The organism is Micromonospora sp. KC213 (assembly GCF_004348325.1).
GTDB lineage: Bacteria > Actinomycetota > Actinomycetes > Mycobacteriales > Micromonosporaceae > Micromonospora.
The window spans coordinates 68,299-82,174 of record NZ_SMKF01000007.1; the positions used below are offsets into that span (position 1 = coordinate 68,299).

At 70.7% G+C, this 13,876-nt stretch carries 11 protein-coding genes; 3 read left to right on the plus strand and 8 right to left on the minus strand.

Going from position 1 to position 13,876, the window contains the following annotated elements; all coding sequences use genetic code 11:
• From E1166_RS03675 to E1166_RS03685, 3 genes are read right to left on the minus strand one after another with little or no spacing between them, the layout of a single operon-like run.
• Positions 1–804: an ABC transporter permease gene (locus E1166_RS03675; protein WP_132179223.1), complete on the minus strand. Its 804-nt coding sequence runs from the start codon at positions 802–804 to the stop codon at positions 1–3.
• A 1-nt stretch (position 805) separates the two neighbouring features.
• On the minus strand, positions 806–1,576 hold the full coding sequence (locus E1166_RS03680; protein ID WP_132335756.1) for an ABC transporter permease: 771 nt from the start codon (positions 1,574–1,576) through the stop codon (positions 806–808).
• On the minus strand, positions 1,573–2,571 hold the full coding sequence (locus E1166_RS03685; protein WP_132335758.1) for an ABC transporter ATP-binding protein: 999 nt from the start codon (positions 2,569–2,571) through the stop codon (positions 1,573–1,575). Before E1166_RS03685 ends, E1166_RS03680 begins: the two co-directional genes overlap by 4 nt.
• 158 nt (positions 2,572–2,729) lie before the next feature.
• Between E1166_RS03685 and shbA the strand changes: the two genes are divergently transcribed.
• The 3 genes from shbA (at position 2,730) to E1166_RS31390 (ending at position 4,633) form a co-directional block, all read left to right on the plus strand.
• Positions 2,730–3,308, plus strand: coding sequence for an RNA polymerase sigma factor ShbA (shbA, locus tag E1166_RS03690; protein WP_132335760.1), 579 nt, complete (start codon positions 2,730–2,732; stop codon positions 3,306–3,308).
• Positions 3,305–4,105: an anti-sigma-D factor RsdA gene (locus E1166_RS03695; protein WP_132335762.1), complete on the plus strand. Its 801-nt coding sequence runs from the start codon at positions 3,305–3,307 to the stop codon at positions 4,103–4,105. Before shbA ends, E1166_RS03695 begins: the two co-directional genes overlap by 4 nt.
• A gap of 360 nt (positions 4,106–4,465) precedes the next feature.
• Complete coding sequence (locus E1166_RS31390) at positions 4,466–4,633, plus strand: hypothetical protein (RefSeq protein WP_207913987.1); 168 nt, start codon at positions 4,466–4,468, stop codon at positions 4,631–4,633.
• A 142-nt stretch (positions 4,634–4,775) separates the two neighbouring features.
• Here the strand turns inward: E1166_RS31390 and E1166_RS03705 are convergent, their stop codons facing one another.
• The 5 genes from E1166_RS03705 to E1166_RS03725 all read right to left on the minus strand — a co-directional run.
• Complete coding sequence (locus E1166_RS03705) at positions 4,776–8,348, minus strand: S8 family serine peptidase (protein WP_132335764.1); 3,573 nt, start codon at positions 8,346–8,348, stop codon at positions 4,776–4,778.
• 526 nt (positions 8,349–8,874) lie between these two features.
• A complete protein-coding gene (locus tag E1166_RS30730) occupies positions 8,875–9,453 on the minus strand; it encodes a hypothetical protein (protein WP_165944228.1) in 579 nt (192 codons plus the stop codon).
• 715 nt (positions 9,454–10,168) lie between these two features.
• Positions 10,169–11,899 carry a S8 family serine peptidase gene (locus E1166_RS03715; protein WP_132335766.1) on the minus strand — a complete coding sequence of 577 codons (1,731 nt, stop codon included), beginning with the start codon at positions 11,897–11,899 and terminating at the stop codon, positions 10,169–10,171.
• Between the two features lie 26 nt (positions 11,900–11,925).
• Positions 11,926–13,209 (minus strand): MFS transporter, encoded by a 1,284-nt coding sequence (locus E1166_RS03720; RefSeq protein ID WP_243710131.1) that lies wholly within the window; start codon positions 13,207–13,209, stop codon positions 11,926–11,928.
• Positions 13,210–13,229: 20 nt separating this feature from the next.
• Positions 13,230–13,876, minus strand: a 647-nt coding sequence (locus E1166_RS03725; RefSeq protein ID WP_132335768.1) for an alpha/beta fold hydrolase, incomplete at its 5' end; no start/stop codon positions are given.

The window sequence follows — 13,876 nt, forward strand, 5'->3', positions numbered from 1 at the left end:
TCACCCCGCGATCCGGACGGTGGTGGTCGCTCCCCAGATGGCCAGCGACAGGAAGAAGTCGACGATGTTGACGGCCACGATGGCCAGCCGGACGGCCCGCCCGACCGCGACGCCGACGCCCGCGGGCCCGCCGCTGGCGGTGTAGCCGTAGTAGCAGTGGACGAGCACCACGATCAGACTGAAGACCAGCACCTTGCCGAAGGACCAGAGAACGTCGCCGGGCGGTAGGAAGAGGTGGAAGTAGTAGTCGTAGGTGCCGGCCGACTGCCCGAAGTAGCCGACGGCGATGGTGCGGGTGGCAAGGTAGCTGGAGAGCAGGCCGATCACGTACAGCGGGATCACCGCGATGAACCCGGCGATCATCCGGGTGGTGACCAGGAACGGTAGCGATGGCACGGCCATCACCTCCAGGGCGTCCACCTCCTCGGAGATGCGCATCGCACCGAGCTGTGCGGTGAACCCACAGCCGACGGTGGCCGACAGCGCCAACGCGGCCACCAGCGGCGAGATCTCGCGGGTGTTGAAGTACGCCGAGATGAAGCCGGTGAACGCGCTGCTGCCGATCTGGTTGAGCGCCTGGTAGCCCTGTAGGCCGACCTCGGTGCCGGTGAAGAAGGTCAGGAAACAGATGACGCCGACGGTGCCGCCGAGCACCGCGAGGGCGCCCGTGCCGAAGCTGACCTCGGCCAGCAGCCGCACCACCTCCCGCCGGTAGCGGCGGACCGTGCGCGGCGCCCAGGCGAACGCCCGCAGGTAGAACGCGAGCTGGCCGCCGAGGTCGTCGAGTTGTCGCAGCACCGGCACGTCACGTCCCCTTCTGCGGTACGACCTGGAAGTACACGGCGGTGACGACGAAGTTCAGCGCGAACAGCAGCATGAACGTGATCACCACGCTCTGGTTGACCGCGTCGCCGACGCCCTTCGGGCCGCCCCGGGCGGTCATCCCCTTGTACGAGGCGACGAGCCCGGCGGTGGCACCGAACAACAGCGCCTTGATCTCACCGACCACCAGGTCGGGCAGTTGCCCGAGGGCCTGGAAGCTGGCCAGGTACGCGCCGGGGGTGCCGCCCTGCATGACCACGTTGAACAGGCATCCGCCGGTGACGCCGACGACGCTGACCAGACCGTTGAGCAGGACCGCCACCAGCATCGAGGCGAGCACCCGGGGCACCACGAGTCGCTGGACGGGATCGATGCCCAGCACCCGCATCGCGTCCAGCTCCTCGCGGATCTTCCGGGAGCCGAGGTCCGCGCAGATCGCCGAGCCGCCCGCGCCGGCGATGATCAGGGCGGTCACGATCGGCCCGGCCTCGCGGACAACGGCGAGCACCGAGGCCGCCCCGGTGAACGACTGCGCGCCGAGCTGCCGCACCAGCGAGCCGAGCTGCAACGCGATGACCGCGCCGAACGGGATCGCCACCAGCGCGGCCGGCAGGATCGAGACCGAGCTGATGAACCACGCCTGCTGGACGAACTCACGGACCTGCACCGGCCGCCGCCCGAGCCCGCGCAGGGTGTCGAGGCAGAACGCGAGGAACTGGCCCACCTCACGGACGGGGGCTCGGGTGTCGCTCATCCGGAACCCTCTCGGCGAGGCTGCGCCGGGATCTCCCCGGTGGGACGTTCGGCGGCCGGTGTGCTCGTGAAGGAACCAGGCGGTGGCGTGACGCCGTGTTCCCGGCACCACTGCCCGGCGGGTCGCTCGGCGCGACGGGGCAGACCGTCGGTGGGCCGCAACTGCGGCGGGATGGGCGGCAGCGGCGGCAGCTCCGCTCCGGCCTGCGCCTCGGCCTGCAACTCCTCGGCGTCCTTCTCCTCGGCCATCCCGATCGGTCCGATCCGCTGGGCGTTGAGGAACTGCCGCACGACCGGTTCGGTGCTGGACAACAGCATCTCCCTGGGCCCGAACATGGCCAGGTGCCCGTGGTAGATCAGCCCGATGTTGTCCGGCACGGTCCGGGCGGTGTTGATGTCGTGCGTGACGATCAGGAACGTCGCCTCGGTGCGCTGGTTGAGGTCGATGATGAGCTGGTTGAGGTACGCGGTGCGCACCGGGTCGAGTCCGGAGTCCGGCTCGTCGAACAGGATGATCCGCGGGTCGAGGACGAGCGCCCGGGCGAGCCCGGCACGTTTACGCATGCCGCCCGATATCTCACCCGGCAGTTTCCGCTCGGCGCCGGTCAGCCCGACCATGTCCAGCTTCTCGTCGACCACCGCCCGGATCTCGGCCTCGGTCTTGCGGGTGTGCTCACGCAACGGGAAGGCGACGTTGTCGTAGATGGTCATCGAACCGAACAGCGCGCCGTCCTGAAACAGCACGCCGAACAGCTTGCGGACCTCGTAGAGGCCACGCTCGGAGAGCGCGGGAAGATTCTTGTCCTCGATCCAGATCTCACCCCGGTCCGGCCGCAGCAGCCCGACCAGGGTCTTGAGGAACACCGACTTGCCGGTGCCGGAGGGGCCGAGCAGCACCGAGATCTCACCAGCCGGCAGGGTCAGGCTGATGTCGGACCAGACCGGCTGGCCACCGAAGGACTTGGTCAGCCCTCGCACCGCCACCTCGACGCCCACGCGCCCCTCCCCTCTCGCTACTGGGACATCGCGGCGGCCCGCTCGGGCGCAACAACTACTTTGGGTGATGGCCGCGCACCGACCGTGAGCTATGCAAGAAGGGCAGGGCTCGATACCGTGCCCCGTAACCCGCTGGTAACGAAGGTGCCCCCGACGCGATGACCACCACGACCGAGCCCGAGCTCGTGCACCGGGCCGCCCGCGGCGACCAGATTGCCCTCGCGGCCCTGCTCGCCGAGGTCCGGCCCGGGCTCGTGCGCTACTGCCGGGCGCGGCTGGGTCGCATCGGCGGCGGGTACACCACCGCGGATGACGTCGCCCAGGAGATCTGCCTCGCGGTGCTTCGCGCCCTGCCGCGATACCGCGACCAGGGCACGCCGTTCTCGGCGTTCGTCTACGCAATCGCCGGGCACAAGGTGGCCGACGCGCAGCGGGCGGCGGTACGTGCCGCCACCGTCTCCGCCGCCGAACCGCCGCTGGAGACACCGGACACGCAGCCGGGGCCGGAGCAGCGAGCCGTCGCCACCGACCTCGCCCGCCGACTGACGGTGCTGCTCAACCGTTTGCCCGAGGCGCAGCGGGAGATCGTCGTCCTGCGGGTGGCGGTCGGCCTGTCCGCCGAGGAGGTGGGCACGATCCTGGGCATGACCGCGGCCGCAGTCCGGGTGGCCCAGTCCCGGGCGCTCGCCCGCCTCCGTACGCTGGCAGGCGACACACTCGGCGAGGTGGCGGCATGAGGGAGCACAGGCCCGACGGCGGCGAGGAGCCGGACCTGGCGACGATCGCCCGGGACGACCGGCTGCTCGACGCGCTCGGCCGCGGCGAGCCGGTCCCGGCCGGCGACGACCTCGCCTCGATGCTGGCTGCCTGGCACGCCGATCTCGGCGCTGATCCGCAGGAGGCCCCGCCCGCCGTCGATCCGTGGGCCGCCACGCCCGCGGCCACGCCGGCGCGGCTCGGGGGCCGGTTCCTGCGGGTCGCCGCAGCCGTGGTCGCCCTCGCCGCCCTCGCCATCGGGCTGGGCGTGGCCAGCCGTACGGCCGGGCCGGGCAGCCCGCTGTGGTCGCTGACCCGCGTGTTGTATCCGGGGCAGGCCGAGGTACGCAGCGTCGAGGACAGCCTCGTCCGCGCCCGCGCCGCCGTCGAATCGGGTCAGCTCGACAATGCTCGGCAGCTGGTGGACCGGGCGCGCGGCGACCTCCTGGCGATCGACGATCCCGCCACCGCCGCCCGCCTGGGCGCCGAACTCGACGCGGTGCACCGTGACCTGCTCGAGGCGCTGTCGACGCGATCGCCCGGCGTGCCCTCCGCGGGCATCCCGACGCTCGGCCCCACCCTGACCCGGGAACCTGCCCCCGGCGGCACGACCCCCAAGCTCACCTCGCCGGCGCCCTCGCCGACGCCGGGTGGTCGCACCCCTCTCCCAGACGGCGGCTCGCTGCCCCTGCCCACCCTGCTGCCGCCGTCGGGCGCACCGACGCTGCTGCCGGCGCTGCCCGGGCTGCCGCCGTCCGCCGGCGACCTGCCGGGCTGAGCCCGGCTGCGCACCCCCGGCCGGGCCGGTCCCGGCACCTAGGCCCAAGCCATTCCAATCTGCCGATTGGTGGGCGCCGGTAACCCGGGGCTGAGCATCACCTTTCGCCGGGTCCGCGCCGAAACTGTCCGGTCTGACCGTCCAGGCGGCCAGCAACCCGCTCGGCGTCGCGACGGCACCGTGCACCGGGCGTTGCAGGCGGTCTGCCTGGCCGGCGGCTTTACGGTTCTGCGACCAGCCGACCGCCCCGTACACCGGGTGGGACAGATCCTGCCCCGGCACGTGTCGGCCGGTGCGGACCGCGTCGGCCTTTCGCGGCAACCTCACCTCCGTGGTCGGTCAGGTGCGGGACAGGGGCGGGTGCCGGTTCTGGTCACCCCACCGGTGCGGCGGCTGCTCAACGGCAGCCAGCTCACCGACACCGCGCTGCACGTCGACAGCGTCCGGGTCAACCTGCCGGCCGGCTTCGCCCCGTCGGCGGCCGGTGCGGCGGTGTTGGGGCTTCGGTTCGCCAATGGTGCCAGTTGACAGCCCGCTTTCAGGAGCAGAGTGACAGAGCGAAGCGTCCCCCACCTAGCAGGAGCTACGTGGGGGACGCTTCGATCAGGCACGTGGGACGACACTCGCCGGGCCAAGAAGCTGACCAACCCGGCCGGCGACCGGCGTACGGCTAACGGAACCTGACCTGTACGGCGTCGCGTGCCGTCTCGATGTTCCGCTCGACCAAGCGGACCAGGATCATCTTCGGGCCGGAGTCGTACCTGTGGGTGTCGACGTTGAAGGTCCAGTCCGTCAGGCCCTCGGCTGCCCGCCACCCGGTCTGGTCGGCCGCGCCGTTGCGGTCCGCCACCTGCCACTGCACCACCGCGTTCGGTGCCACCCTGAACGTGCTCGCCGTAACCGCCGACGTGGTGCTGTCCACACGCGCCCGGGCGTAGATGGTGTGCTCACCGACCGGCAGCCTGCCGAGCGACAGCGACCAGGTGCCGGTCGCCGGGTCGAGCACCGCCTTCACCGGGTTGCCGAACGACGCGTCGTCGACGGATACCTCGACCCGGCGCTGGCTCGGGTGGTCGCCCGCGCCGTTCGGGTCCTCGCCCAGGTCAGGGACCGCGTACCTCCCGCCGGCCAACACCGTCTCGTCCTCGGAGACCGCGCTCCCGCCCGCCGGCGAGTCGACCGTCACCCCGAAATCCAGCCCGGCCGGGGGCAGCGGCGCGGGCGTGATCTGTACGCGGGAAGCGTGCTGGCCTTCGAACCCGAATGCCCACGACCGCGCTCCGAGCAGTTGCACCTGGAACGTGAGCTGCTCTGCGGTGAACGCCGGCCGGGTGGTGCGGTACGAGAAGGCGTACCGGGTCCAGCAGGTCTCACCGAGGGTGGCGCAGGCCGCGCCGCCCGGCCCGCTGCCGAGAACCGGCTGGGCCAGCCCTTCGCCGGTGCCGATCTCGCGGTCGGTGGCCATGAGTACGCCGACCGGCCGGATCACGGTGGGTGTCTCACCGGCGATGTACAGCTCCACGTTGACCGTCGACCCGGCGGGCAGCGGTGCGTCGAGGGTGTCCGTACCGGCGAAGATGCCCACCGGCCGGAACGCCGCGACCACCGACGTGACCCGGGACTCGAAGCAGGGTTCCAGGTCGCCCGGGCCGTTGGCGCGGTCCATGTACTGCTCGTTGTTCGTCGCCGCGCAGCCCGTCACGCCGGGTGTCGACGCGACACGGCGGTGCAGCCAGTACGACAGGGTGTTGTCACCGAGCGGCTGGAGCCTGGATTGTGCCGCGGGCGACGTGGCCGCCGCGACCTTCTGCAGTACGGACAGCGCGCCGGCGGACGTGGCCACGTCGGCGAGGTCCACGCCGAGCCCGCTGGCGAGCGCCGAGGAGTCGGCCTTGCCGTCGCCGTCGCGGTCGAAGCCACCCCACAACGTGTCCCGCACGGCCCGGTCGTACGCGAAGAACTGGTCCTCGAACGGCCGCTCGGGCAGTTGCGTCTCGCCGAGCAGGACGGCGATCGCCCGCTGGGCAGCTGCCGGGGTGGCGGCACCGTACCCCTCGAAGAGCACGTTCGGCTCGCCCGTGTACGGCGCGGTCAGCGGGTACGCGTACGGCGCCCCGGTGTTGTCCCGCCCGAGCGGCAGCGCGCTCTTGAGTACGGCTTGCCGCAGCTCGTCGCGGGTCAGCTTGCCGTCGGCGAGGTAGACGCTCTCCGTGCGGGGCACGCCCACCGCCACCGCCTGTCCGGGGCGCTGCCCCGCGGCGCCGTCGCCGAGAGCGGCGCGAACCTGGCCGAGCACCGCGCCGAAAACCCCTGCGGTGTACGGCGTGGCGGCGGAGGTGCCGCCGAAGGCGCACTGACCGACGGTGCCGGACCGGCAGGCTGAGGGCAGGTTGCCGTCACCCCAGGACGACAGGTGTACCGGGATGCCGTCACCGACGATCGCCCGCTGGTTGTCGCGTCGGATCGCGCCCACGGTGATGTTCCAGTCCGGGCCGGTCTGGTCGGAGTGCCAGGTGCTCACCGGAACGTCGAACGCGTTGCCGACCCCGTTGCCGGCGGCGAACAGGGTGGTCTGGCCGCGTTCCGCCGCCCGCTTGGTCACCTCCTGGCCGTTGGAGACCGGACCGACGGGCGCGCCGCCGACGTAGCCGAACGAGTTGCTGGAGATGTCGACCCAGGGCAGTTGGGCCACGACGGATTCGTCCAGTGCCTCGACCACGACCAGCAGGCAGGTCGGACAGTAGCCGTACCGGTTGCCCGCGGAGACCGAGGCCGACCCGGAGCCGTGCCCGTTGTCGTCCAGGATCGGATGCGGGTCGTCGGATGAGGTGACCCCGGTCGAGCCGCCGGAGTCCACCGCTCCGATGATCTTCGTGCCGGGGATCCAGTACATCGAGCCCGGCTGGATCGTGGTGTTGCCCGACCAGAGCTTCGTGTCCTCCGGCGGGAAGTAGCCCCGGCCGAGCGTGATGTCCAGCGCCTTGGCGTCCTTCGGATAGCCGGGGATGTAGTCGCTGGGGTGCCGGGTGAAGTTCTTGGTCAGCGCGAGAACGTCCGGGTCCGGGTAGGTCTGCGCGGAGAATTCGAGGTGGTACGGGTTGACGCCGGTGTCGGCGATGCCGATCACGGTCAGCGGTGTGGTCTTCGAAGCGATCACCGCCGGGTCGGCCACCAGGACGCTGGTGGTCTCGCGCCGTTCGAGTCCCGCCGCGTCGGTGGCCTTCAGCGTCACCAGGTGCCGCCCCTCGGGCAGGTGTGCGGTAACCGAGCCGCCAGCGCTCTCGAACACCCCGTCGCCGTCGAGGTCCCAGCCCGCGACGACCGGCGCTGCTCCGCCGCGGACCGTGCCGCGCAGCGCCTGCTCGGCACCGGTCGCGAACGCGTAGGGCCCGCCGGACACCACCACGGGCCGCGGGTCGGTGGCACCGGTCTCGCCGGTCACCACGACCCGTACCTGCTCCGGCGGCACGGTGGCGAACTTGACCGCGACCGCCCGCCAGGCACCGGGCGCGGGCGAGGAGATTACCGCCTCCTCCGGCCGTCCGGCAGACGCGCCGGACGACGCCACCCGGACGCCTGTCGGGTCGTACACCTCCAGGTCGTAGTCGTTGGCGGCGTTGGTGAAGGAGAGCTTGACGGTGATCCGCCGGGTCCCGGTCGGCACCGTGAAGCCGAACTCCAGCCGCTCCCCGGTCGCGACGGTTCCCGGGGTGAGGTCGCTGTCGGTCCGGTCCAGCAGCGTGGTCTGGCCGGACCGGAAGACCACCACGCGTACGCTGTCCGAACTGGACTTCCCGGCTGCGTCGCGCACGGTCAGGGTCACCGGGTAGCTGCCCGCGGCCAGGCCGGCGGTGTCCAGCTCGGTGCTGGACGCGTCGGGGCTGACGAGTTTGCCGTTCGGGCTGGACCAGGTGAACTGGTAGGGGGCGGTGCCGCCGTACGCCGAGCCGAGCAGGACGGCACGCTCGCCGGCGGCGACGAACGCGCTGTCACCGGCGTCGGCGACCAGCGGCGTCGGCGAGGGGGCGGGGATCGTGGCGGAGGGGTTGGCCCTCCCGGCGACCGCGACCGTACCCGACAACGGTGCCGACACCCTGCCGTTCTTCACGGGATTGCCGCCGACGGTGGCGACCGTCACCGTTGCCGAGGTCGTCGCGCCGGCGGTGCCCGGTGGGGTGGCGACGATCAGGGCGAGTGTCACGACACCGGCCGTGACGAGGGCGCCTCGTGTCTTGATGGACACGCGGGTTCCCCTTTCTCTGGAGGGAAGACCGACGGGAGTCTGTCTGCCGCTTATATCGGCCGGGCCGGCGGTTGCGTTACAGCCGCCTCCCGCGCCCCGGACGCGGCGGGCCCGGACGAGGAACTGCTGCGCGCGGAGCGGCGGCAGGCGCTGCGGGAGGGCTTCGCGCAGCTACCGCCGCGCTGCCAGGAACTGCTGTCCCTGCTGACGGCCGACCCACCGCCCAGCTACCGGGAGATCGCCGAACGGCTGGACGTGCCGGTCGGCAGCATCGGGCCCACCCAGGCGCTGCCTGCGGCGGCTGCGCGAGTGCCCGGCGCTGGCTCGGTTCCTCGGAGCGGCGGCGACGCACACGAACGGAGGTGACCGTGGTGGCACCGTGGCCGCCGGCCGATGACGACGCCCTGACCGCCGAGCTGATGCTCGACTCGGCGTGCGACGCGGAGCCGGCGGGGGCTGACCCGGTCGGCCCGCTCCGCGCGGACGCTGTCGTTCCGCAGCGGCACGGTCGCGTTGGAGATCGAGGTCACCGAGGCCGGCCCCGCTGCTCCCGCAGACTCCGCCCGGTTTGGCGTACACCGAACGGAACGGTCGACGGGCGGGACCGGCAGGCGCGGCCGGTGCCGCGATCAGGCCTGCCCGGCCGCCGCGACCAGGAGCCTGCCGGCATTCGGGTACGGCAGGTTGCGACTTGTCCGAAGAGGCTGCTGTCGGGATCAGGCGGCACGGTCTTCGCGGTCGCCTCGACCAGTTCCTTGGCAGATCCGATCGCCTGGGCCGGGTCGGTCGGGAGGGCCCTGTTGATACGATCGAACGAGTCCAGGATCATCCCCGGGTCTCGGAGCGCGGTCAACGACCGCGGCATCGTCGCGGCAGCGACAAGGGCGCTGTCTGACTTCGGGCTGATCCTGCCCTCCGCGTCCAGATCGAAGCCCTGCCGCTCCATGAACTTGCGCGTGCTCGCCACCGCCTCCGGTGGCAGCGCGTCGACCAGCGTCTCGTACACCCGAAGAACACGCTTTACGTGGCCTGGGTCAATCCAGTCCACGTTGTCCTCGAACTCGCGCCAATCCGCGCCGTTCGCTGGTCTCGTCGTTCGGATCACCGGACGGCGTGAATCCGTGGTCCTCCCACATGCCCACGATCAACCGGAGAGTGCTGTGGCTAGCACTCAGATCGCGAAATGCCGGCGTACAGGTAGCGGCACGAGGCTACGCATCGTCACGGATGCCCAGAATATCGAGAAACGGGCATCCCAGCGACTTGTTATGACGCAGGCTTCAACGGGGACCATCTGACGCCTTCGTCTGGCCAGCAGGACGAGCCCTGGAACCAGTCACAGCTCGACGGCCGCTTCCCCCATCACCTTGCGCACCGCTGACCAGGTCAAGCAAATCCTGCGGTTCTGCGACCCGGACGAGTACATCGCGACGAGATACGCGCAGTACATGTATCGGTGAGGGATCAGCCTGCTGCGGCAGCCGCCTGTGCCCGCCAAGGTGCGGTCGAATCGGCGAGTGTGTCGAGATGACCTGGCACCAGGTGTGCGGCGCCCCGGCCGAGTCGCCCGCTGAGCCACCAGGGCAGCAGGCGACCTGGCCAAGGCCCCGACTCGATCCACCGACGAAGGCGTTCGAAAGCGTGGGGCTTTCGGAACTCGGCCCGGAACCCGACCAGACGCCCGAGAGCACCAGCCGGATCCACGTCAGGCAGACTGATCATCAGACAGCCCTTGATTCGGTTTTCTTCCCCAGACTAGAAGATCATCGATCAAGGGCTGTTCCTATGATCAGCCGGGGTCGATACCACCCGGCCTCAGGTTAAAACCCAAGTTGGGGGCCCCGACGTGTGACTGCGGCATATGCGTCGACGATGCCGTAACCGTAGAAGCCGTTGTGCCACTTGGTGCCTTCACAGTAGGCGTCGTACGCTGGCGGACGGCCGATGCCGGCATAGGACACCAGGCGCGGTGTCGGGCAAGGGTGCCGGCGGGCGCTGGTCAGCAGGACGTGCCGCACGCTGGCCGGGTTCATGCTGATCCGGCCACCACGCCGGTTCTTGATGCCATACTGGCTGATCACCAGAGCGGCCGCGCCGGAGACATGTGGGGCGGCCCGGCTGGTGCTCTCGGCCCAGCGGAAGAACGAGCAGGTGCCGTCCTGGGTGCAATCTTTGAGCATCCCCTGCGCATCGCCGAGCGGAGTGATGTCGCCCTCCGGAGTCAGCCAGCCCTTGCCGGTGGCCGCGGCGCGGGAGTACGTCGACAGGATCTGATTTTCCCTGGCACCGAATGAAGGGGTGCCCAGCCCGTCTTTGCGGAAGCCGCCGGGGCCGCCGAGCTCGACCTCGGGGACACCGTAGTTGGAGTAGTCGGCTTTGCCCTCCGACGGCCCGAGGCCGCTGACGCCGATCACGTGGCGCCCTTCGATGGGCATGGCCGCACAGCTGGCGCCGTCGATCTGCCGGGTGTAGGCAGAGTTGGCCGGGAAGGTCGGGCTGAGCGTGTCCGGATTGGGGCGCCCGAGGTCGTCGTGGGCGAAGCCGATCGGCGAAATCAGGGTAACGCCCTTCCGGTGCGCGTAATCAAGCGCGCGGTTTACCGCCTCGATCGTGATGCGCTGTTCGAGCTGCTGCGCGGGCGTGTCGGCGGGGTTGTCCGGGCAGTTGTAGAGCCACGGGTCGATGTAGAACGGCAGGTTGATCACGTTGAGCCCGATGTCCGCGCCGTAGGTCAGGGCGTCGAGAAAAGGCTGCAGGAAAGTCCAGCCGCTGTCCTGGGTGGCCCTGATGTCCACGAGCGTGACACCGGGCGCCACGCCGGAGGTGCCGGACCCGTTGGCGGCGGCGGCGATCGTTCCGGCGACGTGGGTGCCGTGGCCGTAGTCGTCGTGCCCGGGCGGGTCCACACAGCCGGCGAACTCGCACGGCCCGTCGATCACCACGCCGTTCACGTCGTTCGGGATGTCGGCCACGAAGTTGCGCGACGCGGCCAGGTCGACGTTCGTGGCCAGGTCACGGTGGGTGGCGTCGATCCCGGAGTCGATCACACCGACCCGTACCCGGTGGTCGCCCGGCTGACGCTCGCGGGCCTTGTCGGCACGCACCATCCGCAGGCCCCAGAGCTTCGCGTCCAGCGGGTCCATGCCAACCGCGGCCGTGACCGCACCGGCTCGGGACGGACCGGCTGGGCTGTAGCCGGTCACGTCGGCGACCGTGGCGCCGACGCCGAGGTCGCGGCCGACGCTGCCCCCGCTGCGGCTGAGTGCTCGGCTGCGGGCCGCACCGAGCACCCCCGGTACCACTACGCGCTCGGCAAAATCGGCGGCCGAGCTCTCCGCCACGACCAGCCCGAGCGCGCGGTTCTCACGCAGCACTGTGCCCTGAGCTGCGCGGATGGCGGCCAGTGCAGCATCATGCCGACCATCATCGGCGAGCAGCACAGTGTAGGCCACCGGCCCGGTGGTGGGTGCCGCCCCGGCCGGTGCCGGCCCGGCCGGGGCCGGGCCTGCCATCGCCAGCCCGGACACCACTGATAGTGCTGCGGCGAGCACCCGTCCTCGTTTAATCATTTTCGGTGTTACTCCCTCGTACGCTCAGGGATCGGATCGATCGGATTGAGTGGTGCCTTGGAACGGGTTTCCGGCATCGCCGCCAGTCGGCTGACCGGGGACAGCAGCACCGGCAGCAGCATCAGCACCGCGGCGGCACCGATGGTCCACAACGCGGGGCGCAGGCCGACGGCGCCGGCCAGCAGGCCGCTCACCGGGCCGCCGAGAGCGCCGCCGCCGAACAGCAAGGTGCGAATGGCCGCGGTCATCCGGCCCATCAGGTGCGGCGGCGTCACCGTCTGCCGAAGGCTCACGATCAGCACGTTGGACACCGCGAGCCCGCCATAGGCGATGAAGAACGAAGCCACGAACAGACTGAGAACCAGCCAGTGTGGCCCGGCGGCCAGTGGGATCAGCACCGGGCCGATGAACGTCGCGGCCAGCGACCAGAAGTAGACCCGGCCGGGCGTGTAGTGGGCGAGCAGCCGGCCGGACACTAGGGAGCCGAGCAGCCCGCCGACCGCGCCGAGCGAGAAGACGACGCCCAATTGCGCCGGGGACAGGCCGCCATTGCGCACCGCATAGACGATGAACATCGTCGATGTAGCCATGGTGAAGAAGTTGCAGAAGGCGCCGACGAAGGCGATCGACCGCAGGTAGCTGTTACCGAACACCCACCGCAGGCCGTCGGCCAGTTCGGCCAGCAGATGTCGCCGGACCGCGGCCGATGAGGGCGCCGGCTCCCGGGTGGGGATGGCGGCCAGCAACACCACCGAGACCAGATAGCTCGCCGCGTCGACAACCATCGCCACCGGCGCGGTGAGCGCACTGATCAGCACGCCGGCCAGGCCGGGCCCGGCAGCATCTGCGGAACTGGCGGTGATCGACAGCTTGGAGTTGGCCTCCACCAGGTACTTCTTGTCGCGGAGCAGGCCCGGCAGGTATGACATCCAGCTGACGTCGAACAGCACCGACGCCACGCCGATGCCGAACGCCAGCACCAGCAGCACCGGCTGCGTGAGCCTGTCCATCCCGGCCAGCACCGGCACCAGCCCGATGAGCACTGCCCGCACCGAATTGGCGCCGAGCATCAACGGCCGCCGCCGCACCCGGTCCACCCACACGCCGAACAGCAGCGCGAAGGCCGGGTACGGTGCCAGCTGCATGAATCGCAGGAACCCGACCTGCTCGGGACCGGCATCGAAGACCAGCATCGCGGTCAGCGGCAGCGCCAGCGTGGTGACCTGCGTGCCGTAAAGCGACAGCGTCTCGCCAGCCCAGAACTTGAGAAAGTCCGGGTCGCGCCACAGCACGCCACGAGACCGGGTGGAGCTCATCGCTGCAGGCCCGCGACAATGCCGGCGATGGTTGACAGGCCGTTCCCGGTCCAGATGGAATGGTGGTCGCCCTCGATGGTGTACTTGCGCAGGTCCGGTGCCACCCGATCCCAACGCATCTGATCATCGGGTGACTTGGCGGCCCTGATAAGGGTCACCGGCCCGTGATACGGCGTGCGCACCTCGAAGTCGAACAGCGCGGCCACGTGCGCCCGGAAGATGCGGTAGCGCTGCAGGAGCATCTCGGCGTCCACCTCCTCGGGCAGGATCGCCGCGCATTCGATCGCGTCGAAGACCGCCGCCGGGTCGGCGTCCGCGGGTTGCGGCCCCACTATCGCGTCGAGCTCGCCGGCCAAGGGGGTCGACGAGGCCGCGGCGTCGGTCGAGGTATGTGCCACCGCCGTCAAATCGTGCAGGAACTTCAGCAGCATCGCCTTCTCCGGCGGCAGCGGCGCCCGATACGGCACATCGGCGTCGACTAACACGAGCGCCGGCACGGCGACCCCTGCCGCGGACAGCTGCTGCGCCATGTCGTAGGCCACCACCCCGCCGAGCGACCAGCCGAGCAAGGTCACCGGTCGGCCGGGCCAGTGCGCGCATAGCAGCGACACGTAATACTCGGACAACTCCCTCAGGGTGCGGG

What these genes read in the sequence shown, in the direction of transcription:
- E1166_RS03695 (WP_132335762.1), top strand. Translation starts at nt 3,305, where the DNA reads ATGAGGGAGCACAGGCCCGACGGCGGCGAGGAGCCGGACCTGGCGACG.
- shbA (WP_132335760.1), top strand. Translation starts at nt 2,730, where the DNA reads ATGACCACCACGACCGAGCCCGAGCTCGTGCACCGGGCCGCCCGCGGC.
- E1166_RS03680 (WP_132335756.1), bottom strand. Translation starts at nt 1,576, where the DNA reads ATGAGCGACACCCGAGCCCCCGTCCGTGAGGTGGGCCAGTTCCTCGCG.